The 17,380-nt window shown below is 65.3% G+C and carries 17 protein-coding genes; 3 read left to right on the plus strand and 14 right to left on the minus strand.

Annotated elements, in window-relative coordinates; genetic code table 11:
• Positions 1 to 103 precede the first annotated feature (103 nt).
• The 5 genes from QZY06_RS10940 to QZY06_RS10960 all read right to left on the minus strand — a co-directional run bounded on the left by QZY06_RS10940 (position 104) and on the right by QZY06_RS10960 (position 6,188).
• The gene (locus QZY06_RS10940) at positions 104 to 1,306 is read right to left on the minus strand and encodes an ammonium transporter (protein ID WP_295684053.1); all 1,203 of its coding nucleotides are present in this window, start codon (positions 1,304 to 1,306) and stop codon (positions 104 to 106) included.
• 114 nt (positions 1,307 to 1,420) lie between these two features.
• The gene (locus QZY06_RS10945; RefSeq protein ID WP_295684056.1) at positions 1,421 to 2,248 is read right to left on the minus strand and encodes a transporter; all 828 of its coding nucleotides are present in this window, start codon (positions 2,246 to 2,248) and stop codon (positions 1,421 to 1,423) included.
• Positions 2,249 to 2,327: 79 nt separating this feature from the next.
• Positions 2,328 to 3,212: a metal-dependent hydrolase gene (locus QZY06_RS10950; RefSeq protein WP_295684058.1), complete on the minus strand. Its 885-nt coding sequence runs from the start codon at positions 3,210 to 3,212 to the stop codon at positions 2,328 to 2,330.
• 100 nt (positions 3,213 to 3,312) lie between these two features.
• On the minus strand, positions 3,313 to 4,362 hold the full coding sequence (locus QZY06_RS10955; protein ID WP_295684061.1) for an AraC family transcriptional regulator: 1,050 nt from the start codon (positions 4,360 to 4,362) through the stop codon (positions 3,313 to 3,315).
• A 38-nt stretch (positions 4,363 to 4,400) separates the two neighbouring features.
• The gene (locus tag QZY06_RS10960) at positions 4,401 to 6,188 is read right to left on the minus strand and encodes an ABC transporter transmembrane domain-containing protein (RefSeq protein WP_295684064.1); all 1,788 of its coding nucleotides are present in this window, start codon (positions 6,186 to 6,188) and stop codon (positions 4,401 to 4,403) included.
• 202 nt (positions 6,189 to 6,390) lie between these two features.
• Here QZY06_RS10960 and QZY06_RS10965 point away from each other — a divergent pair, with 202 nt between their 5' ends.
• Together QZY06_RS10965 and QZY06_RS10970 are read left to right on the plus strand one after the other, a co-directional pair.
• On the plus strand, positions 6,391 to 7,614 hold the full coding sequence (locus tag QZY06_RS10965; RefSeq protein WP_295684067.1) for an FAD-binding domain-containing protein: 1,224 nt from the start codon (positions 6,391 to 6,393) through the stop codon (positions 7,612 to 7,614).
• Positions 7,615 to 7,766: 152 nt separating this feature from the next.
• Entirely contained in the window at positions 7,767 to 8,453 is a 687-nt protein-coding gene (locus QZY06_RS10970) for a hypothetical protein (RefSeq protein ID WP_295684070.1), read from the plus strand.
• Here the strand turns inward: QZY06_RS10970 and QZY06_RS10975 are convergent.
• The 3 genes from QZY06_RS10975 to QZY06_RS10985 all read right to left on the minus strand — a co-directional run bounded on the left by QZY06_RS10975 (position 8,450) and on the right by QZY06_RS10985 (position 10,785).
• The gene (locus QZY06_RS10975; protein ID WP_295684073.1) at positions 8,450 to 9,403 is read right to left on the minus strand and encodes an alpha/beta fold hydrolase; all 954 of its coding nucleotides are present in this window, start codon (positions 9,401 to 9,403) and stop codon (positions 8,450 to 8,452) included. The two genes, QZY06_RS10970 and QZY06_RS10975, sit on opposite strands and share 4 nt — an antisense overlap.
• Before the next feature lie 126 nt (positions 9,404 to 9,529).
• Positions 9,530 to 10,486 (minus strand): alpha/beta fold hydrolase, encoded by a 957-nt coding sequence (locus tag QZY06_RS10980; RefSeq protein WP_295684076.1) that lies wholly within the window; start codon positions 10,484 to 10,486, stop codon positions 9,530 to 9,532.
• Positions 10,483 to 10,785, minus strand: coding sequence for a hypothetical protein (locus QZY06_RS10985; RefSeq protein WP_295684079.1), 303 nt, complete (start codon positions 10,783 to 10,785; stop codon positions 10,483 to 10,485). The genes QZY06_RS10980 and QZY06_RS10985 overlap by 4 nt, the downstream gene beginning before the upstream one ends.
• 149 nt (positions 10,786 to 10,934) lie before the next feature.
• Here QZY06_RS10985 and QZY06_RS10990 point away from each other — a divergent pair, with 149 nt between their 5' ends.
• Complete coding sequence (locus QZY06_RS10990) at positions 10,935 to 11,924, plus strand: nitronate monooxygenase family protein (protein ID WP_295684082.1); 990 nt, start codon at positions 10,935 to 10,937, stop codon at positions 11,922 to 11,924.
• A 163-nt stretch (positions 11,925 to 12,087) separates the two neighbouring features.
• Here QZY06_RS10990 and QZY06_RS10995 read toward each other — a convergent pair whose 3' ends face one another.
• Genes QZY06_RS10995 through rimO form a run of 6 tightly spaced genes read right to left on the minus strand, consistent with a single transcriptional unit; the run spans position 12,088 to position 17,197 of the window.
• Positions 12,088 to 12,729 (minus strand): TetR/AcrR family transcriptional regulator, encoded by a 642-nt coding sequence (locus QZY06_RS10995; protein WP_295684085.1) that lies wholly within the window; start codon positions 12,727 to 12,729, stop codon positions 12,088 to 12,090.
• 39 nt (positions 12,730 to 12,768) lie between these two features.
• On the minus strand, positions 12,769 to 13,650 hold the full coding sequence (gene tesB, locus QZY06_RS11000) for an acyl-CoA thioesterase II (RefSeq protein ID WP_295684089.1): 882 nt from the start codon (positions 13,648 to 13,650) through the stop codon (positions 12,769 to 12,771).
• Between the two features lie 35 nt (positions 13,651 to 13,685).
• Positions 13,686 to 14,870, minus strand: coding sequence for an NAD(P)/FAD-dependent oxidoreductase (locus tag QZY06_RS11005; protein WP_295684092.1), 1,185 nt, complete (start codon positions 14,868 to 14,870; stop codon positions 13,686 to 13,688).
• Positions 14,867 to 15,568: a pseudouridine synthase gene (locus QZY06_RS11010; RefSeq protein WP_295684095.1), complete on the minus strand. Its 702-nt coding sequence runs from the start codon at positions 15,566 to 15,568 to the stop codon at positions 14,867 to 14,869. Before QZY06_RS11010 ends, QZY06_RS11005 begins: the two co-directional genes overlap by 4 nt.
• A gap of 10 nt (positions 15,569 to 15,578) precedes the next feature.
• A complete protein-coding gene (locus tag QZY06_RS11015) occupies positions 15,579 to 15,857 on the minus strand; it encodes a hypothetical protein (RefSeq protein WP_295684098.1) in 279 nt (92 codons plus the stop codon).
• Positions 15,858 to 15,868: 11 nt separating this feature from the next.
• A complete protein-coding gene (gene rimO, locus QZY06_RS11020) occupies positions 15,869 to 17,197 on the minus strand; it encodes a 30S ribosomal protein S12 methylthiotransferase RimO (protein WP_295684101.1) in 1,329 nt (442 codons plus the stop codon).
• Positions 17,198 to 17,380: the final 183 nt, after the last annotated feature.

Below are 17,380 nucleotides of genomic sequence, written 5' to 3' on the forward strand. Positions count from 1 at the left end.
GGTCGCGAATGCCATGAAACGGTGACGCAAAGCCGGCGCGGAAGGGCTTTTCAGGGGCTTTTTCGATGTGCTCCGGCCAAGGAAAAACCGGGCCTGCCGCGATCTACCAGTAAGTGTCGCGCTCGGCAGTCGCGGCGATCTTGTGGATGCTCAGATCGGCGCCGTTGAACTCTTCTTCCGGGCTCAGGCGCAGGCCGAATGCGGCTTTCAGTGCGCCGTAGACGATTGCACCGCCGGTGAAGGCGATGACCACGCCGAGCACGGTGCCGACCAGCTGCGCGCCGAAGCTGACACCGCCGATGCCGCCGAGGGCGGTCGAGCCGAAGATGCCGGCGGCCAGTCCACCCCAGGCACCGCATAGGCCGTGCAGCGGCCAGACGCCGAGCACGTCGTCGATCTTCCAGCGGTTCTGGGTCAGGGTGAACATGTAGACGAACAGGCCGCCGGCCACGCCGCCGGTGGCCAGCGCGCCGAGCGGGTGCATCACGTCCGAGCCGGCGCAGATCGCCACCAATCCAGCGAGCGGGCCGTTGTGCACGAAGCCCGGATCGTTGCGGCCGACGAACAAGGCCACCAGGGTGCCGCCGACCATCGCCATCAGCGAGTTCATCGCCACCAGGCCGCTGATCTTGTCGAGCGTCTGCGCGCTCATCACGTTGAAGCCGAACCAGCCGACGATCAGGATCCAGGCTCCGAGCGCCAGGAACGGAATGCTCGACGGCGGATGCGCGGAGATCTCGCCGGTCTTCGCGTAGCGCCCACGCCGGGCGCCGAGCAGCAACACCGCCGCGAGCGCGATCCAGCCGCCGACCGCATGGACCACCACCGAGCCGGCGAAGTCATGGAAGTGGGCGCCGAAGGTGGCCAGCAGCCAGTCCTGAATGCCGAAGCCGCCGTTCCAGGCAATGCGCTCGAACAGCGGATAGACGAAGGCGACCAGCAGGAAGGTCGCCGCCAGCTGCGGATAGAAGCGCGCACGCTCGGCGATGCCACCGGAAACGATCGCCGGCACTGCGGCGGCGAAGGTCAGCAGGAAGAAGAACTTGGTCAGTTCGAAGCCGCTGTGCTGCGACAGCTCGGCGGCCGGCGCATAGAAATGCTGGCCGTAGGCGAGCGCGTAGCCGAACACGAAGTAGGCGAGTGTGGAGATCGCGAAATCGCACAGGATCTTGACCAGGGCGTTGACCTGATTCTTGCGCCGCACCGTCCCGAGTTCGAGAAACGCGAAGCCGGCGTGCATCGCCAGGATCATGATCGCGCCCAACAGGATGAACAGGACGTCGGACGGCGTCTTGATGTCGTGCACTGCTTTGGTCTCCGCTGGGCTGATTCGGCGTCTATCTGGTGCGCCGGTCGCGGATTATTGCTGATTCATGATCTGTGGCGGTGCGTTGCGCACCATTTTGAGTGCGGGCTCGACTTACTTGAAGCGAAACGCCAGGCCCGTCCCGGCAAAGTAATCATCCGAAGCGTCGTTCAGTCCCTTGCCGACGCGGACGTCGATCTGCAGGTCGTCGCTGAGGGCATAGGTCAGACCGACGTCGAGATAGTGCTCGGTCGATGCCGTAGCGCTACTGACCGGGAACAGCGCATACCACTCGAAGAACGACGACAGGTTGGTGGTCAGCGACCAGTCGATGCTGAGCGATTGGGCCCATTCCGTGTAGCTGTGCGCGTCGTCGTCGACCGCGAGATTGAGGTGGGTGCTGGCGTCCATCGACAGCGCGTCGTTCAGGTCCCAGCCGTAAAGCAGATTGATGCCGGGCAGGACTCTGTCGGCGGAAAATTTCGCCGAGCCGGTGGGTACGGTCATCTGCGGCACCACGGCGAGGCCCGGCAGCAACCCGTCCTGCTGCATCAAGCTCAGCTTGACGCCCAGAGACAGGTCTTCGATTCCGGATCGGGTCGATGTCGATCGTTCGGTGACCGGTGCCACGGCCATTCGCAATTCGATCCAGTTGGCTAGCACGCCATAGCGAATCATCGGCTCGCCCCAGCTATGGCTTTCGGTGCCGCTGGATTTCGTGAAGGTGTAGCCCGTTTCCAGTTGAAGCACACCCAGCCTGACGGTAGTGCTGGCGTCCGTGAAGTCCGGCCGATCAGTATTGATGCCGCCCAACGGACCCAGCGGTGCAGGCTGGCCGGTCCACGAGAACAAGCTTGCCGGCAGGGCTTCGCGGTCCTGTGCGAGCAGCGACTGCACAGGCAGGCAGCACAGCAACAAGAACAGCAGGACGGGACCGCGCATGCGGATGTTTATCTAGAGGGATCTCGGCTGGATTCTAGTGTTTGCGGACCTCGATCGATGGGGCCGGACTATCGACAGCTCAAGCCGCCCCGGCGTAAGCCTCATTGCCGGCCGCCACCGCGTTGCCGCCGTTCTGCGCATAGGCGACGCGCCAGCGCTCGTAGGCGCCCATGCCGCCGTCCTGCCAGGGATGGAAGCCGGGCTTGTAGTAGGCGAGGTAATGGCCCATCAGCGGACGGAACAGGCCGTTCCAGCCGTACAGCCAGCGCAGGCCGCGCGCCCACAGGCCAGCGCGCTGCCAGAAGCTGTAGCCATCGACGATCAGCATGTGACGGAGGATCAGGAACACATGCAGCGGGAACATCACCGAGGTGTAGAGCATCACTCCGGCGCGGGTGAAATAGCCGGCCTTGGCGACGTTCTTCAGCACGTCGAAGGCTACGGCTTTGTGCTCGATCTCTTCGACACCGTGCCAGATGTACATCGCGCGGATGCGCGGATCAGCCTCGGCAAACACGTCCGGCCGATCGAAGAAGCTGTGCGCCATGATCGAGGTCAGATGCTCGGCAGCGGCGGTCTGCGCCAGGGTGAAAGAAGCCGGCATTACTTCGCGGATGCGGGCCAGGATCTTCCGCGTGTTGGCCTCGATGTTGTCGACCCGCACGCCCTGCGCTTGCAGGCGATCGTTGAACTGCTTGTGCACTCTGCCGTGCTGCGCTTCCTGGCGCATGAAGTCCTTCACTTGCTGCTGCAGCTCCGGATCGACGATCTCGTCCTTGTAGTCGCGCACGCAGGTGATGAAAAACTTTTCGCCTTCGGGAAACAGTGTCGACATCGCATCGAAGAAGCGCGACTTGAAGGCATCGCCGCCGAACCAGTAGCGTGGAATGTCGCCGTCGAGATCGAAGTCGACCTCGGTGCGCGGCACGATCGGGTAGCCGGATGCGGTGGTGGTCTGCTTCATGGGGCTGCGCCTTTCACGAAATTCGTGATCGGACTCTAGGCGTCGCCGGCGGGGCGGGATATGACCGGCCGCGACCCGAGGGAACATTTCGCGACAGTGCTTAGCTCTCGCTGCCTTGCCGGCCCCGGAACGCGCTCGGCGACAGCCCGGACCAGCGGGTGAACGCCCGCGTGAAACTGCGGCGATCGGAAAAGCCGAGCCGCTCGCTGATCGTTTCCAGATCCTGCGTGGTGTCCTGCAGCCACTTCGCCGCCAACTTGAAGCGGGCACGATCCTGGACATCGGCGTAGCGCTGATCCTCGTCCTGCAGGCGCCGCTGCATGGTTCGTTGATGCAGGCCGAGTGCCGCGGCCATCCGCTCCACGCCTTGTCCGAGCAAGGCCGGCTGCGCCTCGAAAGCCTGCTCGATCGCGGCGACAAGCCCTGTGTTGGGACCCGGCTTGGCCGGCAGCTTCGCGAGCCGCTGCTCGACCCGATACTCGGCCTGCTTGTGCAGCGCCGGGAATGCGCCTTCGAGCGGGCGATCGAGCAGCACGCGGTCGAAGGCCAGCAGATGTTCGGGCTGATCGAACAGCACCGGCACGCGGAAATAGGCTTCGTAGGCATCGCCGTGCGCCGGGCGCGCATGGCGGAAACACAGCCGCAGGAACGGCGCCGACGGGCCGAGCAGGCGCCGGCCGAATTTGACGATCGAGGCGAAGGTGGTTTCGCTGAAATAGGGATTCGGCGGCGGCTCCACGCCGGCGGCGAGCTTCAGCACCAGATGCGCTTCGTCGCCGGCATCCTCGAGCTGCACCTGGATCATCGGATTGATCAGCTCGCGCACCCAGTCGAACACCCGCAGGCCGTCGCGCAGGGTCGGACTGGTGGTGAGGTAGGTGTCGATGTCCGGCAGATAATCGAACGCGAAAGTCTCGCCGAGCACGAACGGGAAATGCAGCGGCGAATCGCGGGTGCGCGCCACGCAGGCGTTCATCACCTGCTGCAGCATCGGCGCGCTGACCGTTGCGCTTTCCAGATGGATCAGGTCCATCTCGATGCCGACTTCGCGAAACACCGGCTCGATGTTGAAGCCGCACTGCGACGCCGCCTTGACCCAGTTCGGCAGGGTGATGAACGGAATCGGATCGAGATGCAGCGGCTGGGTCATCGGCCGAGTATGCCGCGCGCCGCTGATATCTCGGGGGCTCAGGCCATCAGCTGCAGGCTGGCCAGCCGCGCGTACAGGCCGCCGCTGTGCAGCAGCTCGGCCGGCGTGCCGATCTCGACGATCTTGCCGGCTTCGAGCACGACGATGCGATCGGCGCGCTGCACCGTGGCCAGGCGGTGGGCAATGATCAGGGTCGTGCGGCCGACCATCGCCGCTTCGAGGCCGCGCTGCACGAAGGCTTCGCTTTCGGCATCGAGTGCGCTGGTAGCTTCGTCGAGCAGCAGCAGCGGCGGATTCTTGAGGATCGCGCGGGCAATCGCCAGACGCTGGCGCTGACCGCCGGACAAGCGCACGCCACGCTCGCCGAGGAAGGTCTTGTAACCGTCGGGCAGGCGATCGAGGAACTCGTCGGCCCGCGCCGTGCGCGCCGCTTGCTGCACCTGCTCGTCGGTCGCTTCGGCGTTGCCGTAGCGGATGTTGGCGCTGGCATCGGCGGAAAAGATCACCGCGTCCTGCGGCACGATGCCGATCTGGGCGCGCAGCTCGGCGGGATCGAGATCGCGCAGATCGATGCCGTTGAAGCGGATGCCGCCGGCACCGGAATCGACATCGTAGTAGCGCAGCAGCAGTTGGAAGATCGTCGTCTTGCCGGCGCCGCTGGGGCCGACCAGCGCCACGGTTTCGCCTTCGCGAATGTCGAGCGTCAGGCCGTCGAGCGAGGCCGTATCGGGCCGGGACGGATAGTGGAAATGCACATTCTGGAATTCGATCCGTGCCTGCCGGGTCTGCGGCAGCGGCTTGGGATTGGCCGGCGGCTGGATGCGGCTTTCGGCGTGCAGCAGTTCGATCAGGCGTTCGGTGGCGCCGGCTGCGCGCAGCACGTCGCCCCAGACTTCGGCGATCACGCCGACACCGCCAGCGGTCAGCACCGCATAGAGCACGAATGAGGCGAGCTGGCCGGCGCTCATGGTGCCGGAGATCACCGCGTGGGCGCCAAGCCAGAGCACGAAGACGATGGCGCCGAACACGCCGGCGATCACCGATGCGGTCATCAGCGCGCGCAGCCGGGCGCGGCGGATCGCCGACTTGAAGCTGTCGTCGACGCTGCGGTCGTAGCGCGCCGATTCGCGGCCTTCCTGGGTGAAGGCCTGCACGGTGGGAATCGCGTTGAGGATTTCACCGGCGACTGCCGAGGTATCGGCAAGGCGATCCTGGGCATCGCGGGACATCCGGCGCACGCCGCGGCCGATCAGCACCAGCGGCACCACGACCACGGCGAGCAGCACCACGGTGATCACGAACAGGCGCGGGCTGGTGACGCCGAGCATCACCATGCCGCCGATGAACTGCAGCAGGCTGCGCAGGCCCATCGATACCGAGGAGCCGACCACGGTCTGCACCAGAGTGGTGTCGCCGGTCAGCCGAGACAGCACTTCGCCGGTGCGCGTGGTTTCGAAGAACTCCGGCGACTGCGCCAGCATCCGCCGATAGACCGCGCTGCGCAGATCGGCAGTGACCCGCTCGCCGATCCAGCTGACGAAGTAGAAGCGCCCGGCAGTAGCCATCGCCCAGAAGATGGCGAGCAGGCCGAGTGCGGCGAAATGGCTGTTGATGTGGCTGTCGGCAGCGGCGTTGGCGACGAAGCCCTTGTCGATCAGATCGCGGAACGCCAGCGGCACCATCAGCATCGCGCCGGAGCTGAGAATCAGCGTCACCGTCGCCATGATCAGCCGGCCGCGGTACGGCGCCAGGAACGGTAGCAGGCCGGCGAGGGCGGACAGCTTGCGGCGTGGCGGGGTGGTATCGGAGGTGGTCGTTGCGGTCATCGGGCTTGCTTCGGAAGCTGGTGCGGCGGGGATTCTGTCATGGCTGGTGCTGCGAGCTTGAGCCCACCGCGTTCTCTGTAGGTCGGGCCTCGCCCGACGCTGCTGGCCGTAGCGCCGTCGGGCAAGGCCCGACCTACAACGCTTGCATCCGCTGCGGCGATCACGCAGCGTCGGCGCCCGATCTTCTCGCCCTCCATCCACGATGACTGCCTTCATCCCGACTCGCGCCGCCGCGCTCGCGCGGCTTGCCGAGTTTCTGCCCAACACAGCCAGCCACTACGCGAACGAGCGCAACAGCGATCTTGGCCCCGCCCAGCGCGACAATGTGTCGCTGTTGTCGCCAGCGCTGCGTCATCGCCTGATCACCGAGGACGAAGTTGTCCGCGCCGTGCTCGGCAGTCATTCGTTTCCGGCCGCCGAGAAGTTCATCCAGGAAGTCTGCTGGCGCACGTACTGGAAAGGCTGGCTGGAACTGCGGCCGAAGGTCTGGCGCGATTATCAGAGCCAGCTCGAAGACCTGGTCGGCAAGATCAGCGATGGTTCCGGATTGGATAGACCGCTGCGCAAGCGTTATCAGGCAGCCATCGATGGCCACAGCGGCATCGCCTGCTTCGACGCCTGGGCGCAGGAGCTGCGCGCCACCGGCTATCTGCACAACCACGCGCGCATGTGGTTCGCGTCGATCTGGATCTTCACCCTGAACCTGCCGTGGCAGCTCGGCGCGGACTTCTTTTACCGCCATCTGCTCGACGGCGATCCCGCCTCGAACACGCTGAGCTGGCGCTGGGTCGCAGGGCTGCAGACCCAGGGCAAGCATTACCTGGCGCGCGCCGAGAACATCCAGCAGTACACGGCGGATCGCTGGTCACCGAAAGGCCAGCTCAAGGAAGACGCCAGCCCGCTGAAGGCCGACGAGATTCCAGCGGCAGGGAAGCTCGGCGAACTGCCGCTGCCGAACCCGCGCAAGCGCACGGCGCTGTGGCTGCACGAGGACGATCTCTGCGCCGAGTCCTGGCCGGACGTCGAGGGTCTCGATGTGGTCGCGATCGCGGGCGATGTGTCGCCGGTGCGTCGCTCCTGGCTGCCGGTCAGCGACTCGGTGATCGTCTACACCGAGGCAGCACTCGCCGATGGGCTGAGCCGCGCCAGCGCGCATTACCGCCAGCCGGCACAACGAGTGCTGACCGCTGATCGCCAACACTGGCTGGCCGAGCACGGTATCGAGCAGGTGGTCACCGCCTATGCGCCGGTTGGCCCGGCGGCCGGCGCGCTCGGTCTGCTGACGCGCGATCTGCGCGCGCGGGGTATCAGCCTGGTGCAGTTGCGTCGCGCCTGGGATACGGCGTTCTGGCCGCATGCCGACAAGGGCTTCTTCCAGTTGCGCGAGCGGATTCGTCCGGTGCTCGCCGAACTTCGGATTCCTTGAACCGACGACCGAGCCAGCGGTAGTGCCAGGCCGATCGCTGGCGGCATTCGTTAGCAGCCGCCAAGTCACTGTGCTAACAGGAATTTTTGACGGCGCAGCGGCATGGGATGTGCATAGTCTCTCGGGTAGCTCAACCGCTCTCGGAGGTCGTCATGCAATCGCCCGACTTTGCGCAGTTTGGTGCCACCGCGCTGGAACAGAAGGATCTGCTGTTCCTGTTCGAGCATTTCCCGGTGCCGGGAACCGATGCCGTGGAAGCGGCGCGTCGGGTCATCGAACAGCCGAGCACCTTGGAATCCCTGCTCGAAAGCCGCTACGTGCAGGACGCGATGCTCGATCCGGCCTCGGCCTGGGTCGATGTCTCGCCGAAGCTCTACTTCAACGTGATGCTACGCCGGGCGCTGGCCGGCCGCCGTGATTCCGGCGAGCGCCGGACCATTCACTATCTGTCGAATCTGCTGGCGTTGTTTTCGAGCAACGAGCGTCTGCACCGCGTGCAGGCAGGCGAGACGCAGGACTACGACTATCTCGTCGATCTGATGCACGAAGCCCAGAACGCCGGCCACGAGCGGCGCTTCCTGGTGCTGTCGCAGATCGGCAACTACGCGCTGTTCCTGGCCGGCTGGTGCGCGCCGTGGATCGAGCATCGCCGCCGCTATTTCAACCGGCCGCTGGGCCTGGACTACTACTGCAACATGAGCCGCTCGCACTTCGCTTCAGCGGCGAAGCACGAATTGGCCGATACCTTCGGGCTGAAGCCGGTGTTCGCGCAGCTGGCGGTCCGCTTCGATTACTACCGTGGTGGCATCGAGCGGATGGCGAGTACGACGCTGCATTAGTCAGGCAGGCCGGCGCGGAAGGCGAGGTAGTCCTGCGCCGCCCGGCCCGGCGCTTCGAGCATCGGCAGATGGCCGATGCCGGCCATCATCAGCACCTGCGAGTTCGGCAGCAGGCGATGCAGGATCGCAGCACCCGAGGGATGCAGCACGCGATCCTTGTCGCCCCAGACGATCAGGGTCGGCGTCGCCAGCGGCGGATTCATCGCGGCCAGCGTGGCGTCGAGCGCGCCGGACTGCTCGCGAATCTCGCCGAAGATGGTTTCGTTGAGCGCGTAGTTGGCGATCTGCCGATCGATCAGCACTTGCCGCACCGGCGCCGGAATGAACGGCGGCTTCTGCATCACGAATTGCATCAGCCGGCCGAAATCCTGGGCACTGCGCGCGAACAGCGGTGGCGGCATGCCCGCCGCCATCAGCTTGGTCATTTCCGATTCCTCGGCGCTGAAGACTCCGGCCGGATCGAGCAGCCACAGGCTTTGCACGGCTTCCGGATGGGCGATTGCATAAGCCGCCGAAATCCAGCCGCCCATCGAGTTGCCGCCCAGGTGAAAACGCGTCAGACCGAGCTTGCTGGCGACCAGCGCCACGCGCGCCACCTGATCACTGATCCGGTAGCGAGCATCGGCCGGTTTCGAGCTTTCGCCGAAGCCGGGCAGGTCGATCGCGTAGACGCGGTAGCGCTTGGTCAGCGTGGCGGCGACACGGGTCCAGTTGTCCTTGTCGGCGCCGATGCCATGCAGCAGCAGCAGCGGTGGCGCGCTCTGCGGACCACCTTCCAGGTAGACGATGTGGAAGCCGTCGATGTTCATTTCCGAACGCTGCAGGCCGGCGCGCATCCGCTCCAGGCTCATCGCGGTATCGGCAATCTTTTTCGGCGCCAGGAAGTACAGGCCGACATAGACGGCGATGGTCAGCGCGAGCAGCAGCAGGAAGGCTTTCAGGATCAGCACAGGCTTGGGTCTCTTGGTGGCGATGCCGGATGGTAGTGAGTTCAGCGGATCAGGCCGCTTCTGTAGGGCGGGCCACGCCCGCCGTGTGCGCATGTCGTCGAGGTGCGCCGGCGGCCATGGGCCGCCCTACTTCAGCCAGCGCAATAGATGTGGGTAGACATCGGGATGATTGACCAGCCGCAGATGATGCAGGCTCGGCAGCATCAAACCATCGCCATCGATGAACGGCACTTTCAGCGTTTCGTTCAGATGGTGGCCGCTGGCGCTGTCGTGCAGCACCAGACCATCGCCGATCCAGCGCGTGCGTGGATGCAGCGGGCCGTCGCCGAGCATCGCGCCGATGAAATGCAGACGCGCCTTCGGCAGGCGCAGCACCGGCAGACGGGTGTCGTGGCCGATCAGGTCCTGATCGTGGTCGCGCCAGTCGTCGTGACGCAGGCTGCCGTGGCGCAGATCCTTGATGCCGGCCGAGCGGGCGTTGATCGCCGTCGCCAGCGGCCGGGTGATGTCGAGCATGCCGAGCAGGCTGGTCGCCAGATGGCCGAAGCGTTCCAGCGGCGCGCCGTGATGCGGGCTGCCGAGGCAGACCAGATGAGTGATCTTCTCCGGCCACTGCAGGCCTTGTTCGAGCGCCTGATGCGCTGCACTGCGGGCGATCAGCCCGCCCATGCTATGACCGATCAGCGCCACTCTGCGCACTTTCACTGGCCAGTTCGCGAGCAGGGTTTCGAGGGCGGCGGCGAAATCCTCGCCGTTCTCGGAGATGTGCCGGCCGCTGTTGTAGCGCAGGAACACCGGCGTGTAGCGATGCTCGCGCTGCAGCTTCGAGGCGTAGGTATCGCCACCGTTCTCGTCGGCGTAGGTCAACCAGATGTGCTCGTCGCAGCACAGGCCATGCAGGAACACCGCGATGTCACCGCTGGCGTCCGGGTGCTCGGCGGCGAGCGCAGCGCGAGTCAGCGACAGCAGACAGCCCTGGCGATCACGGAAGCCGAAAGTGGTCGCCAGGCCATTGCCGCTCTTGGCGAGGAAATCGCCGAACACGCCATTGGTGGCGCTGACGACCGCTTGCAGGCGATTCACCAGCGCGTCCGTCCCGGCTCGTCCTGAAGCTGGTCGAGCACGCGGATCGCCGCGTCGCAGCCGACAGCGCTCAGGCCGCGAACGCCGAGGTGCACGCCTTTCGTGATGCCATCGTGGAACTGCCGGACGACGCCGCTGAACTGCGCCACCACCGGCACGAAAGCGAGCACGCGGAACGGTTTGTCGGCGATCGCCAGATGGGTTTCCTCGATACGGGCGCTGCCGCGATCGATGCCAGCCTTAAGTAAGGCGATGGCGCCGCGCAACTGGCGCGATGATTCCTCGGTGCTTGCGGACATGATGGCGACCCGGTTGGTTATGTGAACAATCGTGCACAAATATTTGCGCCCTGTCCACTGGCTATGAAGATTTTCCTTTCCGGCGCCCTGTTCTGCCCGCAGAATCGCGCCCGATCCATTCAGCCCTCACAAGCAACCGGAGATTCCCCTTGGCCCTGCCTGCCGTGCTGCAAAACCTGCGTCTGCCGGTGATCTGTTCGCCGATGTTCATCGCCTCGAACCCGCGCCTGGTCATCGAGCAGTGCAAGGCCGGCCTGGTTGGCTCGTTCCCGGCGCTGAACGCGCGGCCGCAGTCGCGGCTCGGCGAGTGGCTGGTCGAGATCGAAACCGCGCTGGCGGCGTTTGAAGCGGCCAATCCGGGCAAGAAGGCGGCGCCGTTCGCCGTCAACCAGATCGTCCACAAGTCGAACGATCGCCTCGAAGCCGACATGGCGACCTGCGTCGAGCACAAGGTGCCGATCATCATCACCTCCCTGCGCGCACCGGACGCCATCGTGCCGGCCGTGCACAGCTACGGCGGCCTGGTGTTCCACGATGTGATCAGCGTGCGCCACGCGCAGAAAGCGCTGGAAGCCGGCGTCGACGGCCTGATCCTGGTCTGCGCCGGTGCCGGCGGCCATGCCGGCACCTTGTCGCCGTTCGCGCTGGTCGGCGAGATCCGCAAGTTCTACAAGGGCCCGATCATCCTGTCCGGCTCGATCGCCAGCGGCGATGCCATTCTCAGCGCGCAGGCGATGGGGGCGGACATCGCCTACATCGGCACCCGCTGGCTGGCCACGCCGGAAGCGAATGTCAGTGATGGCTATCGCCAGGCGATCGTCGAATCCGGCGCTGGCGACATCGTCTACACGCCGTATTTCTCGGGCGTGCACGGCAACTACCTGAAGAAGAGCATCGTCCTTGCCGGCATGGACCCGGACAATCTTCCGCACGCCGACGCCAGCAAGATGAATCTTGGTAGTGGTGGTGCCGAAGCCGACAGCAGTACCGCCAAGGCCTGGAAGGACATCTGGGGCGCCGGCCAGGGCGTTGGCCTGATCGACTCGATCAAGCCGACTGCCGAAGTGGTCAACCAGCTCGAAGCCGAGTACCGCGCGGCGAAGGCGCGGATGCTGGCGGCGACTGCGGCTTACGCCTGACGGCCGAGGTCAGCGGCCGGTGTTCGGTGATCAGGGTTAAAAACAAAAAATCGTCATTCCCGCGCAGGCGGGAATCCAGTTCCGATGCGGCGCGCTATGGCCAAAACTGGATGCCCGCCTTCGCGGGCATGACGGTTTCGCTTGGGGCCACTGAACCCCAGCACTAACCGCCGCTTCTGCGCTTCCTGGCCGAGGCTTCCACGACGGCGAGCAGGCGTGGCCCGAACAGCGTGTCGAGCATCGGCTGGATCAGTTCCTCCAGGCTGCGGCCGACGGTCAACTGGCCAGCCAGATGCAGGCTCAGCAAACCGTGGAGCGCCGCCCAGGTGAGGTGTGCGCCAGTCGCCCCGTCGCCGGGAATCAGTCGGGCATCGACGGCTTCCTGATATGTGGTCTGCACCGTGGCCATCGTGCGCAGCCGCGCCGTGTGCAGCTCGGGAAAATCGGTTGGGTCCGGCTGACTAAGCGAGAACATCAGCCGGTACTCGGAAGGCTGCGACTGCGCGAAGGCGATGACGGTGCGCGCAATCGCGTGCAGCTTCAGCAGCGGCGATTCCAGACCCTCGATCGCGTCGGCCATCAACTCGGTCAGACGGTCGAACCACACTGCGCGCAGTGCCGCGAAGATGTGTTCCTTGTTCTTGAAATAGCGATACGGCAGCGCCTGGCTGCGACCCATCGCCGCCGCGATCGCCCGCAGGGTCACGGCATCGTAGCCATCACGCTCATAGAGCGCCGCCGCGGCCGCGCAGATGTCGGCGCGGATGCCGTCAGCAGCTTCGGTGGATAGGCGGGGGCGTGCCATGAGCAGGGACGAGTCGTTTCAGCAAAACGCCGGTCGCAATCAGCGCGTGATCTGCCGCATCAAACACTCCTGCGCCGCACTCGCCACCAGCCGTCCACTGCGGTCATAGATCAACCCGCGCGACATGCCGCGCACCGATTGCGCGCTGGGCGAATCCATCGCGTACAGCAGCCAGTCGTCGGCACGCACGTCGCGATGGAACCACAGCGCGTGGTCGATCGAGGCGACGATCATGTCGCTGGAAAACCAGCTGCGGCCGTGCGGCAGCAGCGCGGTCGAGGCCAGGTTGAAATCAGAGGCGTAGGCGAGCACGCAGCGATGCAGCATCGGATCGTCCGGCAGCTTGCCGGCGGCGCGGAACCAGATGCCCTGCTGCGGCGCCCGCTTCTCCGGCTGGAACGGGTCCATCGGCGCCACCCAGGCGAACTCGAAGGCCTGCTCGTTGGTGAAGGCGATGCGCAGGCGCTCGGGGAAATCCGGATTGCGTGCCACCTCGTCCGCCAGCCACTGCTTGCGCAGTTCCAGCTGGCTGGCCAGCGATTCCGGCGTCGGCACCTCGGGCATGTCGACCTGATGCTCGAAGCCCTCCTCGGCGCGCTGGAACGAGGCCATCAAGGTCAGGATCGGCTGGCCGTGCTGGATCGCCTGCACGCGGCGCGTGGTGAAGCTGCGGCCGTCACGGACGCGATCGACTTCGTAGACGATCGCCGCGTCCATGTCGCCCGGACGCAGGAAATAGGCGTGCAGCGAATGCGGCAGCTGGTTTTCGACGGTGCGCGTCGCCGCCACCAGCGCCTGGCTGACCACCTGGCCGCCGTAGACGCTGCGGCCGCCGAGATGGCGGGACTGGCCCCGGAACAGGTTGACTTCCAGGGGTTCCAGATCGAGCAGGCTGACCAGATCGGCGAGGCAGGGGTTCATCGGTGTTCCACTTGTCTTAGATACGAAAGGGTAGCTCAGACCGCAAGGCCGGCTGCATGGCCGGACGCCCAGGCCCATTGGAAGTTGTAGCCGCCGAGCCAGCCGGTGACATCGACCACTTCGCCGATGAAGTACAGGCCGGGCTGGTGCTTGGACATCATCGTGCTCGATGACAGACCGTTGGTATCGACACCGCCCAGGGTCACTTCGGCGGTGCGATAGCCTTCGGTGCCGCTGGCGGTGATCGGCCATTCGCTCAGTTGCGCAGCGATCGCTTTCAGTTCGGCCGCACGGTACTGGCGCAGCGGCTTGTTGGCGATCCAGCGTTCGCAGAGGCGCTGCGCGAAGCGCTTCGGTAGTGCTTCAGACAGCACCGTCTTCAGCTCGCTGGCCGGGCGCTCGGCTTGTTGCGCGGCGAGCCAGGTTTCTGCTTCCTCAAGCGGCAGCAGATTCAGCGACAGCGGCTGTCCCGGCTGCCAGTACGAGGAAATCTGCAGGATCGCCGGGCCGCTGAGGCCGCGATGCGTCAGCAGCAGCGCGCCGCGAAAGCTCGTGTCCTCGGCCGAGACTTCGACCGGCAAGGCAACGCCGGACAGATCGGCGTAATCCTCGAGCGGCTTACCCGACAAGGTCAGCGGCACCAGGCCGGCGCGCGTCGGCAGCACTTCGTGGCCGAACTGTTTGGCGAGCTGATAGCCGAAGCCGGTGGCGCCCATGGCCGGGATCGACAGGCCGCCGGTGGCGACGACGATCGAAGGCGCCGAGTAGACGCCGTGCGTGGTGATGACCTCATAGACGCCATTGCGCTGCTGCACGGCACTGATCGTGCAGTCGGTCTCGATCACCACATTCGCATCGCGGCATTCGTCGAGCAGCATGCGCAGAATCAGCTTCGAGGACTCGTCGCAGAACAGCTGGCCGAGTTCCTTCTCGTGGTACTTGATGCCGTGCTTGTCGACCAGCGCGATGAAATCCCAGGGCGTGTAGCGGGCGAGGGCCGATTTGCAGAAGTGCGGATTGGCCGACAGGTAGTTCGCCGCCGTGGTACCGGTGTTGGTGAAATTGCAGCGCCCGCCACCGGACATCAGGATCTTCTTGCCGACCTTGTTGGCGTGCTCGATGACACGAACGCGCTTGCCACGCTGGCCGGCGGTGAACGCGCAGAACAGGCCGGCGGCGCCGGCGCCGAGCACCAGCACGTCGTCGGTGGTGATGGTCACCAGACCTTGCGCTCGGGCAGCAGCCCTTTCAGTTCGTCCGGCGTCAGATCCCGCCAGGCGCCGACTTTCAGATTGCCGAGCCGCACGTTGATGATCCGCACGCGCTGCAGGCGCACCACCTTGTAGTCGAAAGCGGCGCACATGCGGCGGATCTGCCGGTTCAGGCCCTGGGTCAGCGTGATCTTGAAGCTGAATTCGCTTAAGCCTTCGATCTTGCAGGGCTTGGTGCGTTCTTCGAGTTCGGTGAGGAACACGCCGCGGCTCATCGCGGTGATGAAGCTCGGCGTCACCGCGCGGTTCACCGTCACCCGGTATTCCTTCTCGTGATTGTTTTCCGAGCGCAGGATTTCGTTGACGATGTCGCCGTTGTTGGTCAGCAGGATCAGGCCGTCGGAATCCTTGTCGAGCCGGCCGATCGGGAAGATGCGCTCTCGGTGCTTGATGAAATCGACGATGTTGCCAGCGACGTGGCGCTCGGTGGTGCAAGTGATGCCGACCGGCTTGTTCATCGCGATGTAGACATGGCTGGATGCCGCACCGATCGGCTTGCCGTCGACGGCCACGGTGTCGCCATCGTTGACCTGGGTGCCGAGGGTCGCGACCACGCCATTGACCGAGACGCGGCCAGCTTCGATCCAGCCGTCGGCTTCGCGGCGCGAGCTGATGCCGGTTTCGGCGATGAATTTGTTCAGACGCACGATCAGAAGCTCAGCCGATGTAATGCATCGCAGCCGCCGCGCCGAACGAGAACGCGGCACGCAGCAGGCGGGCGGTGCGATCACGCGGCAGCATCAGCGCATCGATTTCTTCTTCCGGCAGGCCTTCGCGCTGATAGCTTTCCTCGCGCTCCTTGCGGGTGATCGTGCGGTCGATCAGGCCGGACACCAGCCAGCAGAACACGAAGTAGATCGCGCTGACGAAACCGAACGCGACCAGGCTGACCAGCAGCAGGCCCCAGGACGTCAGCGGCTTCAGCCAGCGATCCATGAGGTCGAGGGCTAGACGATGGTGGCGTACAGATCGTGGGTGTCGGCCGAGGTGACCTTGGCCATCACTCGCATGCCTGGCCGCAGCTTCGGCACAGTGTTCAGGATTACCCGGCCATCGACTTCCGGTGCGTCCGCCTGGCTGCGGGCGATGACGCCGTCGGGGCCGACTTCGTCGATCAGCACTTCGATGGTCCTGCCGATCTTCTTCTGCAGCTTGGCGGCGCTGATGCCGGCCTGGCGAGTCATGAAGCGTTCGAGGCGCTCGTCCATGACTTCCTGCGGCACCGCACCCGGCAGCGCGTTGGCGGTGGCGCCATCGACCGGCGAGTAAGTGAACGCACCGACTCTGTCCAGTTGCGCTTCATCGAGCCAGTCGAGCAGCGTCTGGAACTCGGCTTCGGTCTCGCCGGGGAAGCCGACGATGAAGGTCGACCGCACGGTGATGTCCGGCGCAATCGCGCGCCAGGCTTCGAGCCGGCGCAAGGTGTTTTCGGCGGCCGCCGGGCGCTTCATGCGCTTCAGCACGCTGGTGGCGGCATGCTGGAACGGCACGTCGAGATAGGGCAGCACCAGGCCTTCGGCCATCAGTTCGATGACGGCATCGACGTGCGGATACGGATAGACGTAGTGCAGGCGCACCCAGGGCTTGTGAGGCGCATCGAGATTGGCGAGGCCGCGGCAGAGATCGAGCATCCGCGTCTCGTATTCGCGCTCGCGGAACGTGCGCTTGGCGTACTTGAGATCGAGGCCGTAGGCGCTGGTGTCCTGCGAGATCACCAGCAGTTCCTGGACGCCGGAGCGGGCCAGCTTCTGCGCCTCGATCAGCACTTCATCGACCGGCCGCGAGCGCAGCTTGCCGCGCATCGACGGGATGATGCAGAAGCTGCACTTGTGATTGCAGCCCTCGGCGATCTTCACGTAGGCGTAGTGGCGCGGCGTCAGCTTGATGCCTTGGGGCGGCAGCAGATCCATGAACGGGTCGTGCTGCGGCGGTACCGCCAGATGCACGGCGTCCATCACGCCCTTGTAGTCCTGCGGGCCAGTGATCGACAGCAGGTCCGGGAACTTGCCTTCGATCAGCCCGCGGCGCGCACCGAGGCAGCCGGTGACGATGACCTTGCCGTTCTCGGCCATCGCGTCGCCGATCGCGTCCAGCGATTCTTCGACCGCCGAATCGATGAAGCCGCAGGTCTTGACGATCACCACGTCGGCCGCATCGTAGTTGCCGACCGTTTCATAACCTTCGGCGCGCAGCTGGGTCAGGATTCGTTCGGAATCGACCAGCGCCTTCGGGCAGCCCAGCGACACGAAGCCGACCTTGGGGGCCAGTTTCGGCATCGCGGCGGCGGATTTGCGACGGGGACGGGCAGCGGCAACGGGCATGAATGCACCGGGATAAAGCGGGAAGCGGGCATTTTACCTGTTCGTGGCCCCGAACCCCGGCCCGGCATGACGGTCCTAAGCCGACAACACCTCAGGCCCGGCCGCCCTCGCTAGACTAGGGTCGAATCGGGCGGCAAT

Source organism: uncultured Nevskia sp. (assembly GCF_903885465.1).
Classification (GTDB): domain Bacteria; phylum Pseudomonadota; class Gammaproteobacteria; order Nevskiales; family Nevskiaceae; genus Nevskia.

Coding starts and splice junctions, on each gene's coding strand:
- QZY06_RS10955 (WP_295684061.1), bottom strand. CDS start 4,362: ATGACCCAGCCGCTGCATCTCGATCCGATTCCGTTCATCACCCTGCCG.
- QZY06_RS10995 (WP_295684085.1), bottom strand. CDS start 12,729: ATGGCACGCCCCCGCCTATCCACCGAAGCTGCTGACGGCATCCGCGCC.
- QZY06_RS10985 (WP_295684079.1), bottom strand. CDS start 10,785: ATGTCCGCAAGCACCGAGGAATCATCGCGCCAGTTGCGCGGCGCCATC.
- rimO (WP_295684101.1), bottom strand. CDS start 17,197: ATGCCGAAACTGGCCCCCAAGGTCGGCTTCGTGTCGCTGGGCTGCCCG.
- QZY06_RS10970 (WP_295684070.1), top strand. CDS start 7,767: ATGCAATCGCCCGACTTTGCGCAGTTTGGTGCCACCGCGCTGGAACAG.
- QZY06_RS11015 (WP_295684098.1), bottom strand. CDS start 15,857: ATGGATCGCTGGCTGAAGCCGCTGACGTCCTGGGGCCTGCTGCTGGTC.
- QZY06_RS10945 (WP_295684056.1), bottom strand. CDS start 2,248: ATGCGCGGTCCCGTCCTGCTGTTCTTGTTGCTGTGCTGCCTGCCTGTG.
- tesB (WP_295684089.1), bottom strand. CDS start 13,650: ATGAACCCCTGCCTCGCCGATCTGGTCAGCCTGCTCGATCTGGAACCC.
- QZY06_RS10965 (WP_295684067.1), top strand. CDS start 6,391: ATGACTGCCTTCATCCCGACTCGCGCCGCCGCGCTCGCGCGGCTTGCC.
- QZY06_RS10960 (WP_295684064.1), bottom strand. CDS start 6,188: ATGACCGCAACGACCACCTCCGATACCACCCCGCCACGCCGCAAGCTG.
- QZY06_RS10950 (WP_295684058.1), bottom strand. CDS start 3,212: ATGAAGCAGACCACCACCGCATCCGGCTACCCGATCGTGCCGCGCACC.